Source organism: Winogradskyella wichelsiae, assembly GCF_013403925.1.
Lineage (GTDB): Bacteria > Bacteroidota > Bacteroidia > Flavobacteriales > Flavobacteriaceae > Winogradskyella > Winogradskyella wichelsiae.
On record NZ_JABFDJ010000008.1, the window covers coordinates 27,999 to 52,244 of the forward strand.

At 32.2% G+C, this 24,246-nt stretch carries 17 protein-coding genes; 8 read left to right on the forward strand and 9 right to left on the reverse strand.

The window, feature by feature from the left end; translation table 11 throughout:
- Nucleotides 1-262 precede the first annotated feature (262 nt).
- From HM985_RS15140 to HM985_RS15165, 6 genes are all read right to left on the reverse strand, one after another.
- Nucleotides 263-2,530 (reverse strand): aconitate hydratase, encoded by a 2,268-nt coding sequence (locus HM985_RS15140; protein ID WP_179377059.1) that lies wholly within the window; start codon nt 2,528-2,530, stop codon nt 263-265.
- Between the two features lie 213 nt (nt 2,531-2,743).
- Nucleotides 2,744-5,518, reverse strand: a complete 2,775-nt coding sequence (locus HM985_RS15145; protein WP_179377060.1) for a bifunctional aconitate hydratase 2/2-methylisocitrate dehydratase — start codon at nt 5,516-5,518, stop codon at nt 2,744-2,746.
- Nucleotides 5,519-5,915: 397 nt separating this feature from the next.
- Complete coding sequence (locus HM985_RS15150) at nt 5,916-6,869, reverse strand: AAA family ATPase (protein ID WP_179377061.1); 954 nt, start codon at nt 6,867-6,869, stop codon at nt 5,916-5,918.
- 6 nt (nt 6,870-6,875) lie between these two features.
- Nucleotides 6,876-8,330: a peptidylprolyl isomerase gene (locus tag HM985_RS15155; protein ID WP_179377062.1), complete on the reverse strand. Its 1,455-nt coding sequence runs from the start codon at nt 8,328-8,330 to the stop codon at nt 6,876-6,878.
- Nucleotides 8,278-9,129: a peptidyl-prolyl cis-trans isomerase gene (locus tag HM985_RS15160; RefSeq protein ID WP_179377063.1), complete on the reverse strand. Its 852-nt coding sequence runs from the start codon at nt 9,127-9,129 to the stop codon at nt 8,278-8,280. Before HM985_RS15160 ends, HM985_RS15155 begins: the two co-directional genes overlap by 53 nt.
- A gap of 10 nt (nt 9,130-9,139) precedes the next feature.
- Complete coding sequence (locus tag HM985_RS15165) at nt 9,140-11,083, reverse strand: peptidylprolyl isomerase (RefSeq protein WP_179377064.1); 1,944 nt, start codon at nt 11,081-11,083, stop codon at nt 9,140-9,142.
- Nucleotides 11,084-11,342: 259 nt separating this feature from the next.
- Between HM985_RS15165 and HM985_RS15170 the strand changes: the two genes are divergently transcribed.
- Together HM985_RS15170 and HM985_RS15175 are read left to right on the forward strand one after the other, a co-directional pair.
- Nucleotides 11,343-11,801, forward strand: a complete 459-nt coding sequence (locus tag HM985_RS15170) for an SRPBCC family protein (RefSeq protein WP_179377065.1) — start codon at nt 11,343-11,345, stop codon at nt 11,799-11,801.
- Between the two features lie 15 nt (nt 11,802-11,816).
- Nucleotides 11,817-12,056, forward strand: a complete 240-nt coding sequence (locus tag HM985_RS15175; protein WP_179377066.1) for a hypothetical protein — start codon at nt 11,817-11,819, stop codon at nt 12,054-12,056.
- Between the two features lie 49 nt (nt 12,057-12,105).
- On the opposite strand, the gene HM985_RS15180 is transcribed toward HM985_RS15175, so the two are convergent.
- Genes HM985_RS15180 through HM985_RS15190 form a run of 3 tightly spaced genes read right to left on the reverse strand, consistent with a single transcriptional unit; the run spans nt 12,106 to nt 16,133 of the window.
- Entirely contained in the window at nt 12,106-13,257 is a 1,152-nt protein-coding gene (locus HM985_RS15180) for a lycopene cyclase family protein (protein WP_246285041.1), read from the reverse strand.
- Between the two features lie 12 nt (nt 13,258-13,269).
- Nucleotides 13,270-14,154: a patatin-like phospholipase family protein gene (locus HM985_RS15185; RefSeq protein ID WP_173587002.1), complete on the reverse strand. Its 885-nt coding sequence runs from the start codon at nt 14,152-14,154 to the stop codon at nt 13,270-13,272.
- Entirely contained in the window at nt 14,154-16,133 is a 1,980-nt protein-coding gene (locus HM985_RS15190; RefSeq protein WP_179377068.1) for a M1 family metallopeptidase, read from the reverse strand. Before HM985_RS15190 ends, HM985_RS15185 begins: the two co-directional genes overlap by 1 nt.
- Nucleotides 16,134-16,482: 349 nt before the next feature.
- Here HM985_RS15190 and HM985_RS15195 point away from each other — a divergent pair, with 349 nt between their 5' ends.
- From HM985_RS15195 to recG, 6 genes are all read left to right on the forward strand, one after another.
- Nucleotides 16,483-17,085 carry an acyltransferase gene (locus HM985_RS15195; protein WP_179377069.1) on the forward strand — a complete coding sequence of 201 codons (603 nt, stop codon included), beginning with the start codon at nt 16,483-16,485 and terminating at the stop codon, nt 17,083-17,085.
- Between the two features lie 93 nt (nt 17,086-17,178).
- A complete protein-coding gene (locus tag HM985_RS15200; protein ID WP_179377070.1) occupies nt 17,179-17,427 on the forward strand; it encodes an acyl carrier protein in 249 nt (82 codons plus the stop codon).
- A 25-nt stretch (nt 17,428-17,452) separates the two neighbouring features.
- Nucleotides 17,453-19,450 carry an asparagine synthase (glutamine-hydrolyzing) gene (gene asnB, locus HM985_RS15205; protein WP_179377071.1) on the forward strand — a complete coding sequence of 666 codons (1,998 nt, stop codon included), beginning with the start codon at nt 17,453-17,455 and terminating at the stop codon, nt 19,448-19,450.
- 2 nt (nt 19,451-19,452) lie between these two features.
- Nucleotides 19,453-20,433 carry an NAD(+) synthase gene (gene nadE, locus HM985_RS15210; protein WP_179377072.1) on the forward strand — a complete coding sequence of 327 codons (981 nt, stop codon included), beginning with the start codon at nt 19,453-19,455 and terminating at the stop codon, nt 20,431-20,433.
- A gap of 11 nt (nt 20,434-20,444) precedes the next feature.
- Complete coding sequence (locus tag HM985_RS15215; protein WP_179377073.1) at nt 20,445-21,905, forward strand: class I adenylate-forming enzyme family protein; 1,461 nt, start codon at nt 20,445-20,447, stop codon at nt 21,903-21,905.
- Between the two features lie 156 nt (nt 21,906-22,061).
- Nucleotides 22,062-24,164 (forward strand): ATP-dependent DNA helicase RecG, encoded by a 2,103-nt coding sequence (gene recG / locus HM985_RS15220; RefSeq protein WP_179377074.1) that lies wholly within the window; start codon nt 22,062-22,064, stop codon nt 24,162-24,164.
- The last annotated feature ends 82 nt before the right edge of the window (nt 24,165-24,246 follow it).

The window sequence follows — 24,246 nt, forward strand, 5'->3', positions numbered from 1 at the left end:
ATTTCTATGTTATAGTTACTTTAATGAATAAATTTACATATGGATAATTAAAGACATCATGAACGTCACTTAAAAATTTTGCTACATTATTTTGACCCATTACGGTATGCGTAATTAGTTGATTAGTCACCATATATTACTATTACAGACTCCTCGTTTAGTCTATATATTTAAATATAAAGCTAGTACTTGATTTCTTTTTATGATAAAAAAAAACTCCTGTTTCTCAGGAGTTTTTAATATTTAAAAAAGAGATTTAATTTTATGCATTTTGCTTTTTTATTAAATTTAAAGCAGAACCTTCGTTATACCACTCAATTTGAGCTTGATTATAAGTGTGATTTAAAGCGATCAGATCTTTACTTCCGTCTGCGTGAACAACCTCTATATGTAATTGTTTGTCTTCTGCAAATTCATTTAAATCTGTAAAGTTAAACGTATCATCCTCTTGTATTAAATTGTAATTAGCTTCGTTATCAAACGTTAGACCTAACATTCCTTGTTTTTTCAAATTTGTTTCATGAATACGGGCAAATGATTTCACAATAACCGCTGCAACACCTAAGTGTCTTGGTTCCATAGCCGCATGCTCTCTAGAAGAACCTTCACCATAATTATGATCACCAACAACTACGGTTTTTATTCCTGCTGCTTTATAAGCTCTTGCGGTATCTGGAACACCACCAAAATCACCTGTTAATTGATTTTTTACAAAATTAGTTTTCTTTCCAAATGCATTTACAGCACCAATTAAACAGTTATTAGAAATATTATCTAAATGCCCTCTAAATCGTAACCATGGTCCTGCCATAGAAATATGATCCGTTGTACATTTCCCAAAAGCTTTAATCAATAATTTAGCTCCAGTAATAGAACCACCTAATGGTGTAAAAGGCTCTAATAATTGAATACGTTCTGAAGTTGGATCTACTGAAACTTCAACATGACTTCCATCTTCTACTGGTTTTAAATAACCATTCTCTTTAACTTCAAAACCTTTTGGTGGTAACTCCCATCCTGTTGGCTCTTCGAACATTACTTCTTCTCCATTCTCGTTTATTAATTTATCCGTTAATGGATTAAAATCTAAACGACCCGCAATAGCAATTGCTGCTGTTAATTCTGGTGAAGCTACAAAAGCATGTGTATTTGGATTTCCGTCAGCACGTTTCGCAAAGTTTCTATTAAATGAATGCACAATACTATTTTTTGGTGCATTTTTAGGGTCATTATATCTAGCCCATTGCCCAATACAAGGACCACAAGCATTGGTAAATATCTTAGCATCTAATTTTTCGAATACTTGAAGAATACCATCTCTATCTGCCGTATAGCGTACCTGTTCAGAACCTGGATTAATTCCTAATTCTGATTTCATTTTCAAACCTTTATCTAAAGCTTGTTGTGCAATAGACGAGGCTCTCGATAAATCTTCATAAGATGAATTTGTACAAGACCCAATTAAACCCCATTCTACTTGAAGCGGCCATTCATTTGCCGTCGCTTTTTCTGTCATTGCACTACCAACTTCTGTTGATAAATCTGGAGTAAAAGGTCCATTTAATAATGGTCCTAATTCTGAAAGATTAATTTCAATAACTTGATCAAAATATTGTTCTGGATCAGCATATACTTCTGCATCACCCGTTAAGTATTCCCTAATTTTATTCGCTTCATCAGCTACATCTGCTCTATCAGTAGAACGCAAATAACGCTCCATTGAATCATCGTAACCAAAAGTTGAAGTTGTTGCCCCAATCTCAGCTCCCATATTACAAATGGTACCTTTACCTGTACATGACATAGAAGTAGCGCCTGGTCCAAAATATTCTACAATAGCACCTGTCCCCCCTTTTACAGTAAGAATTTCAGCTACTTTTAAAATAACATCTTTTGGTGCTGTCCAACCTGAAAGTTTTCCGGTTAGCTTAACTCCTATAAGCTTTGGAAACTTAAGTTCCCAAGCCATTCCCGCCATAACATCTACTGCATCAGCACCACCTACACCAATGGCTACCATTCCTAATCCACCTGCATTTACGGTATGAGAATCGGTACCAATCATCATTCCACCAGGAAATGCATAATTTTCTAAAACTACTTGGTGAATAATACCTGCTCCGGGTTTCCAAAACCCAATACCATATTTATTTGAGACGGACTCTAAAAAGTTAAATACCTCACTACTTGATTGATTTGCATGTTTTAAATCTGTAGCAGCACCATCCTTTGCTTGAATTAAGTGATCACAGTGCACCGTTGTTGGTACAGCTACTTTAGGTTTACCTGCTTGCATAAATTGTAACAAAGCCATTTGTGCAGTTGCATCTTGACAAGCTACACGGTCTGGAGCAAAATCTACATAATCCTTTCCTCGCGTAAAAGCCTTGTCGGTTTTACCCTCCCACAAATGTGAATAGAGTATTTTTTCTGAAAGCGTCAATGGTTTTCCAACAATTTCTCTAGCCGCATCAACATGTTCTGTCATGTTAGCATAGACCTTTTTAATCATATCAATATCAAATGCCATAGTATATCAGTTTTTAATTAATTTTACTAATATACAAAATGAAATATGACTTTAAAAGCGTTCATAACATATAAAAATGATAGTGGAATAAGTGTTCTCTATACTACAATTAATACATATTGAAAATACTTTTTTAAAACAAAGAAAAATTAAGACAAAAAAAAAGCCTGAATCTTGGATTCAGGCTTTTAATTATATAAAATAAAATTTTAATTATCTCACTAACTGTTTTGTAGAAGGCTTGAACTTCGTTAAAACAATACCATCAACGGCTGCTTCATATTCAGCTAAAGTTGGTGTTCTTCCCAAAATAGTAGATAAAACTACAACTGGTGTCGATGATAATAAAGATTCCCCTTTTTTCTCACCAGAATCTTTTACAACTCTTCCTTGGAATAAACGTGTCGATGTTGCCATAACCGTATCACCAGGTGCTGCTTTTTCTTGGTTACCCATACATAAATTACAACCTGGACGCTCTAAGTATAACATATTTTCATATCCTGTACGAGCCTCTCCTTTAGGCGCATTGTCATCGAACTCAAAACCTGAATATCTCACTAAAACTTCCCAATCTCCTTCTGCTTTTAACTCATCGACAATATTATATGTAGGAGGTGCAACTATTAAAGGTGCTTTAAACTCTACTTTTCCATATTGAGCTTCAACATTTTTCAACATTTGAGCTAATATTTTCATATCTCCTTTGTGCACCATACAAGATCCTACAAAACCTAAATCTACTTTTTTAGTTCCTCCGTAATAAGATAATGGTCTAATGTTATCGTGTGTGTAACGTTTAGAGACATCTTCGTTATTTACATCTGGATCAGCAATCATTGGTTCAACAATTTGATCTAAATCAATAATAACTTCTGCATGATATTTTGCGTTAGCATCTGGTCTTAAAGAAGGTTTCATACCCGTTTTAAGCTCTATAATTCTAGTTTCTGCTTTATTAACCAGACCTTGAAGTACTTGTTTAGCATTATCCATTCCTTTTTCAATCATGATTTGGATACGACCTTTCGCAATCTCTAAAGATTCAATTAAGGTATCATCCTCAGAAATACAAATAGATGCTTTTGCTTTCATTTCTGCAGTCCAATCTGTAAACGTAAACGCTTCATCTGCAGTTAATGTTCCGATATGAACTTCAATTACACGGCCTTGAAATACGTTTTCGCCTCCAAACTGCTTTAACATTTGTTGCTGTGTTGCGTGAACCACATCACGGAAATCCATATAAGATTTCATTTGTCCTTTAAAGGTTACTTTAACTGATTCTGGTATTGGCATTGAAGCCTCACCTGTAGCCAATGCTAAGGCAACAGTACCTGAATCTGCTCCAAAAGCAACACCTTTAGACATACGTGTATGAGAATCTCCACCAATAATGATGTCCCAATCACCTACCGTAATATCATTAAGTACTTTATGAATAACATCTGTCATTGGGAAATATTTCCCTTTAGGATCACGACCAGTAATTAAACCAAAGTCGTTCATAAAACTCATTAATCTTGGAATGTTTGCTTTAGACTTATCATCCCAAACTGAAGCTGTATGACAACCCGATTGGTAAGCACCATCTACAATTGGAGAAATAACTGTCGCAGCCATCATCTCTAATTCTTGAGACGTCATTAAGCCTGTAGTATCTTGTGAACCTACAATATTTACTTCTGCACGAACGTAAGAACCAGCATGTAAAGTTGCTCCTGAAGTTCCTACTGCATTTTTATTGAATATTTTTTCTACAGCTGTTAAGCCTTGTCCTTCAATAGTTATTTCTTTTGAAGTTGCATATACTTGAGGTGCCTCAACCCCTAAAGCTTTTGCAGCAAATGTTTGTAGTTTTTTACCGAAAACAACAGCATAAGAACCACCTGCTTTCATAAATTCCATCTTCTGTGGTGTAAATGCTGCAGAAATATCTTTTAACTCTGTATCGCCGTTATATAATTTTTTCTCTTTTGTATTGATTGTAAGAATTGTACCTGTTGCTACAGAGTACGTTTCTTTTAATATAGGCTCACCATCTTTATCTCTTACTGTATTTCCCTCAGCATCTTTTTGTTGCACCCAGTTTTTAAGATCCAAACCAATACCTCCTGTTACACCAACTGTTGTTAAAAAAATTGGGGCAATACCATTAGTACCAGCAATTACTGGAGCAAAATTAATAAATGGTACATATTTACTAAAAGGAACACCTGTCCATAATGCTACATTATTTACACCAGACATTCTAGAAGACCCAACTCCCATGGTACCTTTTTCAGCGATTAGCATCACACGCTTATCAGGATGTTGCTCTTTTAAAGCTAACAATTCGTTTTGCATGTCTTTGTTATGCTCAAACATACATTGCCCATGTAACTCACGGTCTGATCTTGAATGTGCATCACCACCTGGAGATAATAAATCTGTAGAAATATCACCAACACCTGCGATGTAAGTTACGACTTCAATTTTTTCATCAATCTCTGGTAACTTAGTAAAGAATTCTGCTTCTGCATAACTCTTAATAATATCTGTTGCAATGGCGTTTCCTGCTTTAAAAGCATCTTCTAAACGGTCTGTATCTGCTTCATATAAGAATACTTGAGTTTTTAACACTTTAGCAGCTTCTTCTGCGATAATAGCATCATCACCTAAAGCTAAATCTAATAATACTTTTACTGAAGGTCCACCCTTCATATGAGATAACTGTTCAAAAGCAAAAGTTGGAGTAATCTCTTTTACAACAGATTCACCTAAAATGATTTCCTTTAAAAACTTAGCTTTAACACTAGCAGCAGCTGTGGTTCCTGGTAAAACATTATAAATAAAGAAATCAAGAGAACCTTCTCTGTATTCATTATTTACGTCTTTAATTTGCTCAATAATTTGGCTAAGTAATTCAGCACCATCAATTGGTTGCGGATGAAGTCCTTGCAATTTGCGTTCTTCAATCTGCTTTAGGTAATCTGTATAAATGTTCATATTATATATTATAGAGTTCTTTAAAATATTTTTTTATTTTTTTATAAAACGACACAAATTTACACATTTTAAAAATATGTAACATTATTGTGTATTATTTTAAGCAAACGTTATCGATAATTCATTTTACATTCAAAAATAAGCCTATAAAACTATATTACAATACATTAACAATAAAATCAATGAATTGAACTATTTAGAATAAATATGAATTATAATTATGTCTAAAAAACCAATAAATATTATACAAATTAGTCTTAATTGCCTCTTAACAAACCCTACAGTAATCAGCGATAAAATAACAGAAATAGATATTAATTATACCTCTAAGAATTGAGCATATAAAATTAAGAAAAGATTAATATTACCTAATCTTTATAGGAATGGTAGACCTATTTTAAAATAAACTTTGAATAATTTTCTCATCAGAAACACCTTCAGCTTCTGCTTTATAATTTTTAATAATTCTATGCCTAAGAATACCTGTTGCAACTGCTTGTACATTTTCTATATCTGGAGAAAACTTACCTGTTGTTGCTGCATGAGTTTTAGCGGCTAAAATTAAATTTTGAGAGGCCCTAGGTCCGGCACCCCAATCTACAAACTCTTTTACAATAGCTGCAGCAGAACTTTCTTTCGGTCTTGTTTTTGCGACTAAAGAAACTGCGTATTCAATTACATTATCTGCAACAGGAATACGACGAATTACATTTTGAAAATCTATGATTTCTTGTGCTGTAAATAATGAATTGACCGTTTTTTTAACATCCGTAGTTGTTGCTTTTACTACATCTACTTCTTCCTGAAACGATGGGTATTCTAAATTAATAGCAAACATAAAACGGTCTAATTGAGCTTCTGGTAAAGGATAAGTTCCCTCTTGCTCAATTGGGTTTTGTGTGGCTAAAACAAAATAAGGTAAATCTAATTTATATTGGTGACCTGCAACAGTTACCGAACGCTCTTGCATAGCTTCTAATAAAGCTGCTTGTGTTTTAGGAGGTGTTCTATTTATCTCATCTGCTAAAACAATATTGGAGAAGATTGGTCCTTTTATAAATTTAAATTGTCTGCTTTCATCTAAAATTTCGCTACCTAAAATATCACTAGGCATTAAATCTGGCGTAAACTGAATACGCTTAAAATTTAATCCTAAAGCTTGAGCGATTGTGTTAACCATTAATGTTTTTGCTAAACCAGGCACACCTACTAAAAGTGAATGACCACCAGAGAAAATAGAAATTAAAATTTGATCAACAACTTCATCTTGACCAATTATAATTTTAGCAACCTCTTGTTTTAGCGCAGCATATTTTTTAACAAAATTTTCAATTAAGTTAACATCAGACATATATTCTTATTTTTTTAGCCAGTTACTTTGAAAATCACAATCTCTATACTCTCCATTAACTTTAATGTAGGTATCAACGATAGTTTCTTTCTGCCATTTAGCAATAGCTTGTACCTGCTTATCTTGTAGTGCTAGATTTTTAATTTTAATATAATCTTTCGCGAAATCTGCTTCATGATCATCAATACGGTCTGTAACAGTTAAAATCTTAAACTTGATTCTATTTACACGATCTTCATCTTGAAGAACTTCACTAATCTCTCCATCTTTTAAGTCTTGAATTTGAGAATAAAGTTCTGGCTCCATTCTTGTTAATTCAAAATTAAAATCTTGAGTTGTAGGATTCACCAATTGTCCACCCTCATATTTAGTTTCTTTTTCGTCACTAAACTCTCTTGCAGCAGCAGTAAACGTTAATGAACCATCAACAATCTTAGTTCTTACTTCGTCAATTTGATCTTTAGCTTTCTGAATCGCTTCTTGAGTCAATTCTGGTCTTAATAAAATATGTCTAACATCATACTCTTGACCTCTAATTTTTTCTAACAACACAATATGGTAACCAAAATCTGTTTCAAATGGTTCAGAAATTTCGCCTTCTTGCATAGAGAAAACAACATCTCTAAATTCTTTAACCATTCTTGGTTGTTTTCTGTTCATGGTAGGTAATTTACCACCATCACTTTTAGATCCGTCTTCTGAATAAAATATCGCTTTCGTTACAAAACTAGAACCATTATCTTCAATATCTTTTTTAAACTCTTTAAGTTTATCAATAGCTGCTTGCTTAGATTCTTCCGTTACTTCTGGGATAATTACAATTTGTGCCAATTTTAATTCAGTACCAAATGTAGGTCGTTCGTCTTTTGGAATATCATTAAAAAAGGTACGAACTTCTTCTGGTGTCACTTCAATATCACCTGTTATTTTAGCTTGCATTTCTTGAGCGAGATATCTGTTTTTATTTATCTCATTCATCTCTTCACGTAATGCTTCTTCTGAATCTTTTTTATAAAATTCTAACAACCCTTGCATATCGCCTTTTGTTTGCGCTAAAATACCTTGAATTTGCTGTTCTGTATTTTGGCTAATGAATAATTCATTCACTAAAACACTATCTTGAATAGCTTGGTGTGCATAGAGCTTACTCTCTAGCAGGCTCCCAAAAAGTTTACATCGTGTTAATTCTTTTAAATCGGCTCCTTGTGCTTTTAATTGTGCAATCTCTCTGTCTAAGTCTGATTCTAAAATAATAAAATCTCCGACAACTGCAGCAACACCATCAGCCTTGATTCGTGTTTTATTTACAACACTATCTTTTGGCTGTTCTACAAGAGGGGTTTCATCATCAATAATTTCTTGAGCATTGATAATGTTAAATGAAATAAAGCAAACCAAAAAGGCTGCTTTAATTGTAAATTTGGTATTTATTGTTTTTAATAGCATCTGTTGTAATATCATTTTCGAGTTGCTTGATGAGCTCTAATTTCCTCTTGTTTATAACAATTTTATTAATCGACGAATTTACATAATCTAACGGTGCATAATCGTTTTGCAAACGTACGTCATTTACTAGCATCAAATATAGGTTTAATGAATCTTTGAGCTGTAAGAAATTTGTTTTTTTTAACAGTTCATTTTTATTAGTATTATTTATAATAGGAATTTTCTCTACAACACGACTTAACTTTACCCAAAGCGAATCGTTTAATGAGTAAGATTTAAACTGCACAGAGATAGAATCTAAATAGATTTTATCCTTTTCTTTGAAGCGTTTAAAACGTTTTTCAATAGTATCTAAATTAATAGGATTTAATGGTAAACTAATATATCTAAACTGTATAAGATCATCATTTAATTTGAAAGATTCTTTATTTGCTTCGTAAAACAACTCAGCTGTTTCTCTGGGCACAACAGAATCAATACTTTTTTTAACTAAACCTTCTAAGTATGCTTTTGTATATAAGTCGTTTTTATATTGTTCTACTAATTTTGAAAAATCAGATTGCTTTTCTTCTGAAAGATTTACCATGGCACCATCCATCAATAGTAAACGATTTGCCCAACGATCTATGTAAGCATTAGCCATTAAAGTACTGTCTTCTTTAGAAGTTCCTTTTGGCACTACATCTTTAAGGTCTTCTTTATAGAGAAAACTTTCATTAACTCTAGCAATTGGATTTAAATCGCTTGACGGTTTGATAAAATCGCAGCTTGAAAAAAGAAGACAAAGAATGCCTATGTTTAAAAAATATTTCAAATAATGTAAATTAATTTCCGATTTCAGCCTTAATAGCATTAAGTGTTGCTTGGTTAACGTCTATTTTAAAACGTTCGTATAAATCATTGATCCAATTTTCTTCAATCTCTGTTTGGTAATCGCTGATCACATTACCTTTTGCTTCTTCTAATGTTTTTTGTCCAGCTGGTAAAATATTTAAAACATTGATAACATGAAAAGCTTCGTGATTTTCATAAACATCTGAAACCCCTGTTTTAGGTTTAAAACCTGAAGGTAAAATAGAATCGTCTGTACTATAGGTTCCTTTTGTAAAGATAACGTTTTGCTTATCTTCTGTATTTAACTTTTCACTGATTACTTCTTCCGATTTTCCTTTCTTCATTAGTTTTCGGATTTTCTTCATTTGAGATTGATCTGCCGAAGATGCAATAAGGACATCTACTCTATCCTTCCATTGGTAATTAGATTTGTTATTATTGTAAAATGTTTCTAAGCCTATAGAATCTTTAGAAGCCTTGTTCCAAACCTCTTTTTCCATTAAATCGAATAACAAAAGTCCATCTCTATATTCTTTTAAGATATTGGCATACTCTTTATTTTCTACTTCTAAATTGTCTTCTCTATATTTAAGTATCGATTTTTCGAAAAAACTATCGAATTCCTTATCTATAATTATCGCAAAATCTATATTTCTAGCATTATAAATACGTTGCACTGTTTCTAAATGTTGTGCAAAGTCTCCATACGTAAATACTGTATCATTAATTGTAAATAAAGTTTCTTCACCTTTAAAATCTTTTGGTACGGCCCAAGAACGATTATAGAAGTCTTTATTTAATAGAGATACAAAATAAGCTTTAGATTTATCATTATAAGTAATCTCATATTGATTCTTAAGCTTTGCGATCATTGCTTCGTTAATTAACTTTGATCTAGAATCTCTTTTAACTTTAGATTCAAATGACGCTTTTAATTCTTCAAATGGTGCCACCTCCTCAAGCTGTAATCTTTTTACAATATGCCAACCATATGCTGACTTAAAAGGTTTAGTAACATCACCATCATTTTTTAATCCAAAGGCTGCTGCTTCAAATTCAGCTGAACTTAACTGACCACTTTTAAAAGGCGATAATTTCCCTCCATTTTGAGCAGAGCTTTTATCCTCTGAAAATTGTTTTGCTAAAGACTCAAAACTTTCACCCTGATTTAGCTTTTTATAAATCGTGTTTATTCTTGCTTCTGGGTCTAAAAGTGAATCTTTAGGATTAAAATTCACCATAATATGTTCTGCTGTTAAAGTACCTTTACTCGGTTTTCTATCATTGATTTTTACAACGTGATAACCAAATTGAGTTCTAAAAGGCATTGAAATTTCACCAACTTTAGTATTATAGGCTGCCGTTTCAAAATCATAAACCATTTTAAAAGCAGAAAAAGATCCTAGATCTTCAAGAAAAATAGTTTTTCCGTTATGCATTTCTGCTTTAACTTTCTCATAACCTTCTTTTAAAGCCCGATTACGCAAAGCTAAAACTTCATTATATGCATTAATTGTATCTTTAGCTGTTGCCTCTAAACGCACTAAAATATGGGATGCATTAAGATCTATATTACTACGATTGTATGCCTCTCTTACCAAAGCATCTGTAGCTTCGTTATCCGAAATGTAATTTTTAATGAGTTGTTTTTTATATCTCGAAAATTCACGTTGATAACTTACGTCTTCATCTAAGTTTAAACGTTTGGCCTCTTTTAATTTTAATTGGTATTCTGTAAATAATTTTAGATAGCCATCAATGTCCTTTTGACTTTCATCTTGAACTAAATCTAAGTTTTTATTATAGACCCTTATAAATTCCGAAGCCATAATAGGTTCATCGTCTACAGTAAGAAGTACTGCGTCATTTTCTTGAGAAAATGAAAAATTCAGTGCAAAAACCACTAAAAACAAGCATTTAAATTTTAGACTCATAATTTATTCTTCAATATATATTATTTGTAATGTGTATTCGCCTTTAAAACTTAGCAAAAATAACATAAATAGCGTATTTAACAAGCCTATTAAATAGCATTAGTTTCAACAGTTATCCGCTAGTTACGGTGTAAAAATCAATCATGAATAACATTTCACAATAATTTATAATGATTTTAACAATTAAAATGATAAAATCAACGATTAGTTAAAAGTATAACCTAGATTTTTTTATACATTTATCCAAACATCCCTCTAAATGAAGCACACTACCGAACTATTAATTGATAAACCCATATTAGAAGTTATAAAGAAATTAAATTCTATTGACAATTTAAAACATTGGCAAAATGGTTTAGTGAGCACAAGTCATATTTCTGGAACTCCTAATGAATTAGGTGCTAAACTAAAATTAAATTATACTTTTGGAAAACGCAAAATGGAAATTATAGAAACAGTGACAAAACAAGATTTTCCAAGGGAATATCATGCTACTTATACAACTAAAGGGATCCGGAATATTCAGGAAAATTATTTTAAAGCTATAGAGGATAATATGACGCAATGGGTTTCTAAAAACGAATTTCAGCCAACCAATTTTAAAATGAGTATGTTCTTACTCTTATTGCCTAGTTCCTTTAAAAAACAAACTATAACTTACATGACCAATTTTAAACATTTTGTTGAAAAAGGCACGTCTGTTTACAACTCTAAATAAAAAGAAATTATAAAAATGCGAAAACTAAAATTAATATGGGATTTTAAAGGACCTGCCGGACAAAAAACAGCAGAACACCACCTTATTCATTTGAAAGAATATATTGAAATAAACAAACTAAATATTACAATTACTGGCGTTGAAACTATAAGCGACATGCATAGCTTAGCTTTTTTAGTCGTAGATGAATCTGAAATGAAACCAATACGAGATAGCCTGAAACCACACAGAGGACAAGTTTATCAAGAGTCTTAGTTTGTGAGATGGTGAGATGGTTAATTTATTTTTTTTAATAAACTAATCTCTATACTTTCCTTATAAAGCGCTTAACAAATGCTTGAATAAAGCGTTTTGGCGGTACTGAAAGAATAATTTTTAGATCTTCTAAAAGTGTTGACTCTTCATCTAAAAACTTAAATATCGTTTTAACATTTGTTTTCCTAAACATTGAAGAGAATATAGTAGCGCCTTCACCATTATGATTTGCTAAAACATCTAAGAAAATTAAATCGTAAAATCGAAACTTTGTAGACTTCTGAAACTTTGATAGATCTTCATTCTTCTTTAAAAAACTAATAACCTCTTTAGTCTTTTTAGACGTATTCTGAAATGTATAACCGGTACTTGCTTTGGTCCAACCTCCAGCTGTTCCAACATTCAGAATGTGCTGAGAATTTAAGCTATTAAAATCAAAAGAAGTCATGGGTATATTTCCCTGCTCCTTTTCAATAATTTCATAATCTAAAATATTCCTCTGTTTTAAATAAGAGTGAATCCCATCTTCATATTCAGAAAACGCTAGCAAATCTTTAGAAAACAGAGTATATTCAAATAATGCTGTTTGCTTATCTATAGCCAATACATACATAAAACGTGTATTTCCATTTTGAGGCACGGTAAAATCCATAAAAGTTGCCATGGAATCATCAAACGCCTCTGTCTTTGTTTTCACAAACCAACCTACAAAATGCTGATGAATTAAAGGATATTTAGGATGTGCTACATAAACCTCTGAGTTAGGTAAACTATTAAATAGCTTAGACCCAAAATAGGTTTCATTATTAGCAATAACCTCAACTCCCGTATTCGATTCTTGAAAATGATCTACTACGCCTTCAACAAAGGTAAAATTAGAATTAGAATTTATACGCGTCCAAAGTAAATTATAGAAAGGTTCGCTTCTCACCATTTTATAAACATAAGGTCTAATTGAAATGTTTTTTGAAAATGAATCACTTCCAAAGTAAACATTACTCCATGTTTTGGTTAAAAGTTCATCCCACTCTCCTAGTCCTTTTTCCCAGAAGCACCACGTTCTATCGTTACCTTTATGCTTCTCTTTATCAATAATTAAAATTGACTTATCATCAAAAAAAATATCTTGAGACATCCGATACGCCAGCAATAAGCCCGAAGCTCCTGCTCCTAATATGATATAATCGTATTTTGATTTCATGTATGACCTCAATTACTCTTCATGACGACTTTCTGCATAATCATAACCTTCATGCCACCATCTCTCCATCAATCTTTTACTAAAAATTAGTGAGTTTTCAGTAAGACTTGTTGGTGTATAGTACAAATTAAGTTTTACATTTTTGTTTCTGGCTGCGAGCTTGCCAATCATAATATCATTTCGTTCTACCTGATTCAGTAGATGTCCGAATAAACTAATCATAAGTGAAAAGGGGTTTTTACCCAAAACTTTCTGTTTCCCTAAAGTTTCTGCCTCTAAAACAATAGCATCAATTTCAGTGGCTCCTCTTAAAATAGCTTCGCGAATAGGTATTACACTTCCTAAACCACCATCTGCATATTCATAACCATCAACTTTTGCGAGAGACATAAATGGTACATAGTTACAAGAAATCCATATCCAATTACAAAATTCTTCGTAAGTACATTCTTGTATAGACTTATACTCAGTACGGTTCATAGATAAATTAGCAACCGTTACCACAACATCGTGCTTTTCTTTTCTAATCTTTAAATACTCCTCATAAGTTACATGCTTTTTAATATGTCTTTTCAATGCTTTACTTTCTCCAAAAGTTCGTCTTCTTCTAATAAACTGCCATATTGAATTTACAAAATCTATTGAAACATATTCTCTATCCCCTTTTTTACGCTGAATGAAAGGACTAACACTAAAAATATCTTGCTGTTGTACATTAGTAAAAATATCATAAAGCTTCCCGATTTCATTTACAGCTAAATGCGGCACCAAAAGACTTCCTGTTGAAGTTCCTAAAAACATATCATATTCACGCTTCTCACGTTCCATAAGGTATTGTGCAACACCACCTGCAAATGCTCCTTTACTTCCTCCTCCAGATATTACTAATGCTCGCATTACTTTTTATTTTCTTCTAACTTGTTAGATAATTCTTTAGCAAACTTAACCATTCTCCAGTTATAATGTGATTTTGCTTTCTCTAAGTTTGCTTCACATTCTTCATTGCAAGATTTCATTAAATACAAATACTGAAATGCATTCATTCTTAAATCTACATTATATGCTTCTCCTGTATAATCTACCAACTCATTAAATAACTTTTGTTTATCGTCTGTTTGATAATATGCCGTGTTTAAATTTAAAACAATCCATAATAAACGCACATTCTTATCACTAAAACCCGAAATACCTCGTGTTTTAGCCAAATATTTAGAACGCTCTAATGGAAAATTATTCCAAAGGTTATATAAGGCTTTCTCTATAGTGATGTACGATTGATCATCGAGTAACGATTCGTAATCCGTCTTCAGATTTTCTGGAATTTTAGTAACGTATTGAGAAATAGCCTGACGCACTTTTATACCATTTTTAAAAGTACCTAGGGTCACTAAGTCTGGAACTTGACTAATTACTTTTGCTTTTGCTTCATCTGAAACATAATACTTTAAATAATCGGCACACTTAGATGTTTTAGCTTCACAATCTACCATAGCATATTCATTAATAAATTCTGATTCCTTCCTTAAAACCTCATAAGCCTTCTCGTAAGGAAAAGATTTATTTTTAATCCAATAATTAACAAAACTCGTTAATGACTTACCGTAAAGGCGCTCTACTTCTTTAATAAAATCTGAAGTTTCAACATTTCCAAATTGATGCTTCTCTAGATAATTTTTAACCGCTTGCTTAAAAACACGATCACCTACAACACCTCTTAAAATATGTAAAACCCATGCCCCACGTTGATAAAAAGTTAAACTACTAGCTTTAGTGTCTAACAAAGATGTTCCTTCTCCCGAAAGCTCTTGATGACTTAGATCTATTATGGATTCTAAAAGTTTAAAGTTGAAATAATTCTCACCAAAAATATCGCGTTCCGCTAAAAGCGCATAATAGGTTGCAAATCCTTCTTGTAACCAATGATGCTCACTCGATTTTGCCGTAACTAAATCTCCAAACCATTGATGTGCCAATTCGTGCGCATTAACATTCACATAGTTTTTATCATTAAAACCAATAGAATCTACCACGTAAGCATCTGAAAAAATGGTAAGACTTGTGTTTTCCATACCTGCGTATAAAAAATCATGAACAGGTATTTGCTTGTAATTCTGCCACGGAAAAGCAAATCCTATTTCTTCTTCTAAGAAATCGAACATTTGTTTTGAATAACGGTAAGTGGGCTCCACTTTTAAAGAATCTTCAGGATAATAGTAATACTCTAAAGGAATACCACTTTTAGATGTCTTTGTTTCTTTATTGTATTTACCATAAACCAAAGCTAATAGATAACTTGGCATTGGCTTCTTCATCTTATAAGATGTTTTAACGCTTCCGTTTGGCAATTCAATACGCTCCGTTATAGCTCCGTTTGATAAAAGTTTATATTCAGAATCTCCTACTAAACTTAAATTGAAAATAATTTTATCATTAACATCATCTATACTAGGAAACCAATTACTTGTATATTTCCCTTGACCTTGCGTCCAAACCTGTGGTGCATTTTCACGCTCTAAAAAATACATTGCTTTTTTAGGCTTTGCCGAATAGTTAAAACGAACCACATAAGATTCATTTTTTTTAAATGGGTAGTTAAAATAGATTTTATTATCAATATTTGAATATGATAGCGCACCAAAAACAGCATCACTTTTAGCTATTTCAACTGTATTGAATTTCATATTTACAGCATCTAAAAAAATAGAATCTGTAGCTTTCAAAATCTTAAAATTATAAGATACACTGCCTTCAACCAAAGTAGAATCTGGTACAATATTTAATGTAGCGGTTGCCTTAATAAAATTAACATAACTGGTTTGTTGCGCAAACGACAGGCTACACACACACACACAAATGACCGTAAAAAAAATCTTCATAAACTAAAAATAAATAACAATTAATACCAAATTACGATTTTCTACCACTCATACGTAAGAAGTTTAACAAAAAACCCAAATATACAAATCAATAGAACGCAACAAAACCAAGAATCTCAACTATAATAATGTTCAAATAGATCTAATACCTAAACTAACAATGACAACGCCAAAAACAAACTCTTTTACCTCTCAATCAAAACCCATTATAAGACCAAGTAACAATTTAATAAATCACTCATTTATTCACCAAGAAACATTCACATATCTATTTATTTGTATATATTTAGCGTTACTAATTTCGCTTTAAACATTTATATATCATCACATTAATAAAAATGATTTTACAATGACTGCAAACCCATTTGAAATTGGTTATTACCATGACAATGAATTAAAAGCACTTGGTTTTAAATCTATTGGGACAAATATTAAAATCGCTAAGAATTGTTTAATTTTTGGTATTCATAACATTTCAATTGGTAACAATGTTATTATTGATTCATTTTGCTCACTTATAGCACCAGAAAACGGTTATTTAAATATTGGCTCTTACGTTCATATTGCATCATACTGCCACCTACTTGCATCAGATGGTATTGAACTTGACGATTTTAGTGGATTATCTCAAGGTGTAAAAATATACAGTAAAACCGATGATTATTCAGGTAACTCATTAACAAACCCAACAGTACCGAACGCTTACAAGTCTATGAAAAAAGGAAAAGTTACACTCGGCGAACATACCATTATTGGAGCAGAATGCGTAATACTCCCAAACGTAACTATAGGAGAAGGCACATCTGTTGGCGCTTTATCTCTTGTAAGCTCAAACCTAAGTTCATGGACAATCTATTGCGGAAATCCTTTAAAAAAACTCACGCAAAGATCTAAAGGTATCTTAACTAAAAAACAAGAATTTCTAGATGAATTAGACCATAACAAAACTTAGTTCAATTGAATTAAATACTATTTATACAAAACCAAAACGTTCAGATTCCATCGTAAAATATGAACAAATTCAAGAATAATAACATTTTCTATAATGCATACCGAAACAGATATAAAAACTAAAATAAAAAATTACATTATCGAATCGACTTTTGATGATGTTGAAAAAATAAAAGATGATACGCTTATTTTTGAAGAAGGCATCCTAGATTCCATGGGTTTATTATTTTTAATTGAATTTTTGCAAGAAGAATTTAACTTAACCACTACCGATGAAGAACTTGTAGTTGAAAATTTTCAATCCATTAATAGTATGATAACCTTTGTTGAGAGCAAAATGTAAATTCTAACCTTTTATTCTTTTAACTATGTGTGGAATAGCTGGTTTTTTCAATTTCAACCAAAATACCGAAAATAAAATCACTACGCTTAGGCATATGCTTACAAGAATTAAGCATAGAGGACCTGATGAAAGCGGCATTTATCTATCTAAAAATATTGGACTTGGCAGTGTACGACTTAGCATTGTCGATTTAGCAACAGGTACAATGCCACTCTCTAATTCTAATAAATCACTATGGATTGTATTTAATGGTGAAATATTTAACCATATTGAACTAAGAGAAGAACTATTAGCAAAAAACTACACGTTTAAAACCAATAGCGACACTGAAGTTATTATTCATTTATATGAAGAATACGGACCAGAATTTCTTAATAAATTAAATGGTCAATTTGCTATTGCTATTTGGAACAAAACTAAGCAAGAATTATTTTTAGCCAGAGATCGTGTAGGTATCAGACCTTTGTTTTACACTACTGTTGGCGACTCTTTTATTTTTGCTTCTGAAATTAAGTCTTTTTTAGAATTTCCAGAATTTAGCCCTAAAATATCAGCAAAAGCATTGTGTGAGTATTTTACATTTTGGACATCACTATCTTCAAATACAGCATTTGAAAATGTTTTAGAAGTACCTCCTGGAAGTTACATGATGATTAATACCATTTCTAAAACCATAAAAAGTTATTGGGAATTACCAATCAAAAAAACAAATGAATACGAATTTCATACCGTTAAAGAAGCAGCTGAAGAATTTGAATCTATTTTTACAGATGCCATAAAATTGAGATTACGAGCAGATGTACCAGTTGCTGCATATTTAAGCGGAGGATTAGATTCTAGCATTACAACTGCTTTTATAAAGAAAGTAACACCAGATAGTCTTCGAACATTTTCTATTGGTTTTACAGAAAAGGATTTTGACGAATCTTCGTTTCAAAACACAGCACAAGGATATTTTAAAACACAACATTCTAGCATTACCTGCAGCCCAAAAGATATCGCTACAAACTTTAAGGATGTTGTCTGGCATTCCGAAGCACCATTATTACGCACAGCATCAACCCCAATGAGTATGCTAGCCAAAAGTGTGCGTGATCATAATATAAAAGTTGTTATTACAGGAGAAGGTGCCGACGAACTTTTTGGTGGTTACAACATTTTTAAAGAAACCAAAATAAAGCATTTTTGGGCAAAGGATCCACAATCTAAATACCGTCCTTTATTACTAAAAAAACTCTATCCATATATCCCACAGATAAGCAAAGCCAATAACACAGTATTAAAACTATTTTTTGGTTATAAATTAACCGAAACAGCTTCACCTATTTATTCTCACTTATTGAGGTGGCATAATACATCACGAATTAATAATTGTTTTTCTAAAGATTATAAAGAAGCTACGAAGGATTACAGTCCAATTGCAGAACTTGAAAAGCAATTAGAAACCAAGCTTAAAGATTGCGATTACCTTACCAAAGCACAATGGATAGAATTAAATTTATTTATGTCTAAATACCTTTTATCATCGCAAGGAGACAGAATGGCAATGGCAAACTCTATTGAAGGGCGCTACCCTTTTCTAGACCATAGAATTATTGAGTTTTGCATGAAATTAAACCCTGATTTAAAACTTAATGGGTTAAATGAAAAGTATTTATTAAAAAAAGTGATGAAAAGTAAATTACCAGAATCGATATTAAATAGACCAAAACAAGCTTATAGAGCACCAATACAAAGTGCTTTTTTTCACGAAGAATCACCACCATACCTAAGCAAAATGCTTTCAGAAGAAAAAATTACAGAATTTGGTGTTTTTAACTCAAAGCATGTCAATAAGCTCAAAAATAAAATGGTATTAAATAAACAAATTTCTGAAATAGACAATATGGCTATCACAGCCGTGTTATCAACTCAAATATTGTACGATCTATTCATTAACAAGTCTATACCAAAATTATTAGCAAACGATCTTGTAATATTAACCAAAACAATAATAGACGAATCTGACATCAAAACGAATTAATTATGAGTACTATACGTAAGCCATTTTCTAAAGATATTTTACACATTGAAAACATAGAATCTGTTTGTAATGAAATAATAGAAAAATTAAAAAATGATGTCACTCGAAAACTACAACGAAGAGGTGCTGTTATTGGCATTAGTGGAGGTATTGATTCTTCGGTATGCATGGCATTATCTGCAAAAGCTTTCGGTTCAAATAAAGTCACAGCAATTATGCTACCAGAACAAGATTCTAGCAACGACAGTTTGCTTTTAGCAGAAAAATTAGCTTCTAAATTCAACATTACAGAAACCATCCTTGAAGATATTACAAAAGCTTTAGAAGGTTTTGAGTGCTACAAAAGAAGAGATGACGCCATCGGAAGTGTAATCAACAATTTTGATCCTACAACTGATAAAGCTAAAATTGAGATTAAGCAAGACGCAGCATCAAATCTTCCACCCGTGTTTTCGGTTACTGTAATAAAGCCAAACGGAGACGTAAATAGTAAGTTATTACCCGTAAAAGAATACCTTCAAATTGTGGCTTCTACAAATTTTAAACAACGCAGTAGAATGAGCATGCTATATTACCATGCAGAGCGATTGCATTATGCTGTTATTGGCACGCCAAACAAGCACGAAGTAGAACAAGGCTTTTTTGTAAAGCATGGAGATGGAGGGGCTGACGTGATGCCTATAGCGCACTTATACAAAACACAAGTTTACCAATTAGCAAATTATTTAGGTGTCCCGCAAGAAATCATTGATCGCACACCTACAACCGATACTTACACAGCAGAACAAACGCAAGAAGATTTCTTTTATCAAATGCCTTTTGAGCAAATGGATTTAATTTGGTATGGATGGGAAAATGAGTATTCTATAGATGAGGTCGCAAGGGTGATGGGTAAAACTTCAGACGATATTCAAAATATTTACAAAAACTTTGAACGTAAAAGAAAGACTACTGAATATTTAAGAATGCGACCTATTTTTTAAAATCTTTCACCATGAATGTTTTCGACTATTTATTTCATACTTCCAAAAATATTGAAAAGGATTTTTTGCTTGGCTCAAAAGAAACTATTTCATTTAAAAAATTATATCATAATAGTCTGAAAATTGCTTCATATTTAAAAGAAAGTGTTGGTAAAAATCAAAATATTATATTAATTAGCCCTAACTCTGCCTTTTTCCTAACAGCTTATTTAGGAATTCTAAAATCAGGAAATATATGCATACCATTAAATTTCACCACTGAACAGCGCAGTTTAGACTACATAATAAATACAACCGAAAGTGTCAATGCTTTTATCTCTAAACCCCAAAAACGCAAATTACAATTCAATTCAAATATTCATTTAATTGACGAAGAAGAATCACTTTCAATTATAGAACAACAAGATAATATTGCTATAAATTCTAATTTCGATAAAAATCGTATTGCCGAAATCATTTTCACCTCAGGATCTACAGGAGAACCCAAAGGAGTTATGATTAGCCATCAGAACATAATAGCAAATACAGATTCGATTGTTCAATATTTAAAATTAACATCAAAAGACACCATGTGCGTGGTGCTCCCTTTCTTCTATTGTTACGGCTTATCCTTATTTCATACCCATCTCAAAGTAGGTGGATCTCTTGTTTTAAACAATAATTTTATTTTCTTAGGCACTGTTATAAACGATTTAAAAACCCACAAGTGTACCGGGTTGGCTGGAGTACCAAGTCATTTTCAAATCTTATTAAAAAAGTCACAAACTTTTAAAACCGAAACCTTTCCTGATTTAAGATACCTAACACAAGCAGGTGGAAAATTACACACTGTTTTTATTAAAGAACTTACTGAAGCATTTCCTGATAAAGAAATTTATATAATGTATGGACAGACGGAAGCCACAGCCCGTTTATCCTATTTACCACCCGAGTTCACCAGTACAAAAACGAGCTCAATCGGAAAAGCCATTCCTAATGTCGAATTAAAAATTATAAACAGCAAAAATGAAGTCTCTAAAATAGATGAAGAAGGCGAACTACTAGCACGTGGCAAAAATGTAATGTTAGGGTATTTTAAAGACGAAGAAAGCACTAACCAAGTCATTAAAAACGGTTGGCTGCACACAGGTGATTTAGCTAAAATTGACAAGGATGGTTTTATATATATTATAGGAAGGAAAAAGGAAATTATAAAAATTGCTGGCAAAAGAGTAAGTCCAAAAGAAATTGAAGAAGTAATACTTTCTATCCCCAATATTATAGATTGCACTATTACTAGTTTTGATGACGATCTTTTAGGAGAAGCCATACAAGCCACTGTTATTCTCAACAAATCAATCCATGAAGACAAAATGCGAAAGCACATACTAGAAATTTGCTCAAAACAGCTGTCGCTTTATAAAATTCCTAAAAAAGTTATTTTTAAAGAAGCAATGGAAACGAGTGTTACAGGAAAAAAAAAGATTAAATAAGTTTTTTAGCTTCATACTAATTTACAAATAGTAATACTGAATGATAATTATGAGAGTTTTGCAAAAAAAATACTTCTTGTTGTCATTAATAAATTAACACAAAACTTATGAATTCATGAATCTACGATTTCACAAGAATTAAGTAAATTCGCAGTTATGAGTGTTAATTTACAAACCCCTATAGATTATCTTAAAGGCGTTGGTCCCAATCGTGCGGATTTGTTACGCTCAGAATTAGGCATACAAACTTATCAAGATTTAATTAATCTTTTTCCTAATCGTTATATTGATCGCACACGTTATTATAAAATCAATGAACTGCAACGAAATAATGCCGAAGTTCAGATTATAGGAAAAATCACAGGTTTTAAAGAAGTGGCACAAAAACGAGGTAAACGTCTCGTTGCTGATTTTAGAGACGATACAGGAACTATGGAACTTGTTTGGTTTAGAAGCCAGAAATGGATCCGAGAGAACCTTAAAATAGGGCAAACTTATGTTCTTTTCGGTAAGACCAATTGGTTTAGTGGAAAATTTAGCATGCCACACCCAGAAATTGAATTACAAACAGAGCACGAAGGTAATTTACGCTCTGCCATGCAAGCCATTTACCCATCAACCGAAAAACTCTCAAACAAAGGCGTAACAAATCGTGTGGTTACCAAAATTATGCAACAATTATTTTTGGAAACTAACGGACGTTTTATTGAAACTTTACCAGATTCGGTAATGTCAGAACTAAAACTTATTTCGAAACCAGATGCCCTTTTTAATATTCATTTTCCAAAGACTCCAGAGCTTTTAGCAAAAGCACAATTCAGGTTAAAATTTGAAGAATTATTTTACATTCAACTGCAATTAATTATTAAAAATCTGATTCATAAATCTAAAATAAAAGGCTTCACTTTTGATAAAGTTGGCACTTATTTTAACACCTTTTACAAAGCACATTTACCTTTTGAATTAACCAATGCACAGAAGCGTGTTTTAAAAGAAATTAGATTTGATTTAGGCACTAATGCACAAATGAATCGGCTTTTACAAGGTGATGTAGGTTCTGGAAAGACCATAGTTGCGTTTATGTCAATGTTAATGGGACTTGACAATGATTTTCAATGTTGCTTAATGGCTCCAACTGCTATTTTGTCAGCCCAACACTACGAAGGATTAAGTGAGCTATGCAAACCTCTAAATATCAGTATTTCACTATTAACAGGTTCAACTAAAACTTCAGAAAGAAAAATTATTCATCAGAATCTAGAAAATGGCGATTTACAGATCTTAATTGGTACACATGCTTTACTTGAAGACAAGGTGAAATTTAAAAATTTGGGACTCGCAATTATTGATGAACAACACCGATTTGGAGTTGCACAGCGAAGTAAATTATGGCGTAAAAACACACTTCCCCCAAATGTTCTTGTGATGACTGCAACACCAATTCCGAGAACTTTAGCAATGTCTGTTTACGGGGATTTAGATATATCTATTATTGACGAATTACCAGCAGGAAGAAAACCTATAAAAACAGTGCATCGTTTTGACAATAATAGATTGAAAGTTTTCAAATTCATGAAAGATGAAATCGCCCTAGGAAGACAAATTTATATTGTCTATCCTTTAATTCAAGAAAGTGAAAATATGGATTATAAGGATTTAATGGATGGCTACGAAAGTGTCTCTAGAGAGTTTCCGATGCCAGATTATCAAATTTCAATTGTTCATGGCAAAATGAAACCTGCAGATAAAGACTATGAGATGCAACGTTTTGTGAAAGGTGAAACTCAAATCATGGTAGCAACCACTGTAATTGAAGTTGGCGTTAATGTCCCAAATGCTTCCGTAATGATTATTGAGAGCTCTGAGCGTTTTGGTTTATCACAACTACACCAGTTACGTGGTCGGGTTGGTCGTGGAGCCGAACAAAGCTATTGTATTTTAATGACCAGCCACAAACTTAGTCAAGATAGTAAAACGAGACTTGAAACAATGGTACGAACCAGTGATGGTTTTGAAATTGCTGAAGTCGATTTAAAATTACGTGGTCCTGGAGATATTATGGGTACACAACAAAGTGGTATTTTAAATCTAAGAATTGCAGATATTGTAAAGGATAACGACATCCTTCAGGAAGCAAGACACTATGCTAAAAACATTTTAAAACAAGACCAAAGTTTAGCTTTACCCGAACACCAAGTGATTCTCCATACTTACAGACAAATGAGTAAGTACCGAAATATCTGGAATTACATAAGCTAAATAAAGCATTTATGTAAAATAGATTATAACACTAAAAAAGAGATACTTTACAAAGTATCCCTTCCATTAAATTCATCTTTTC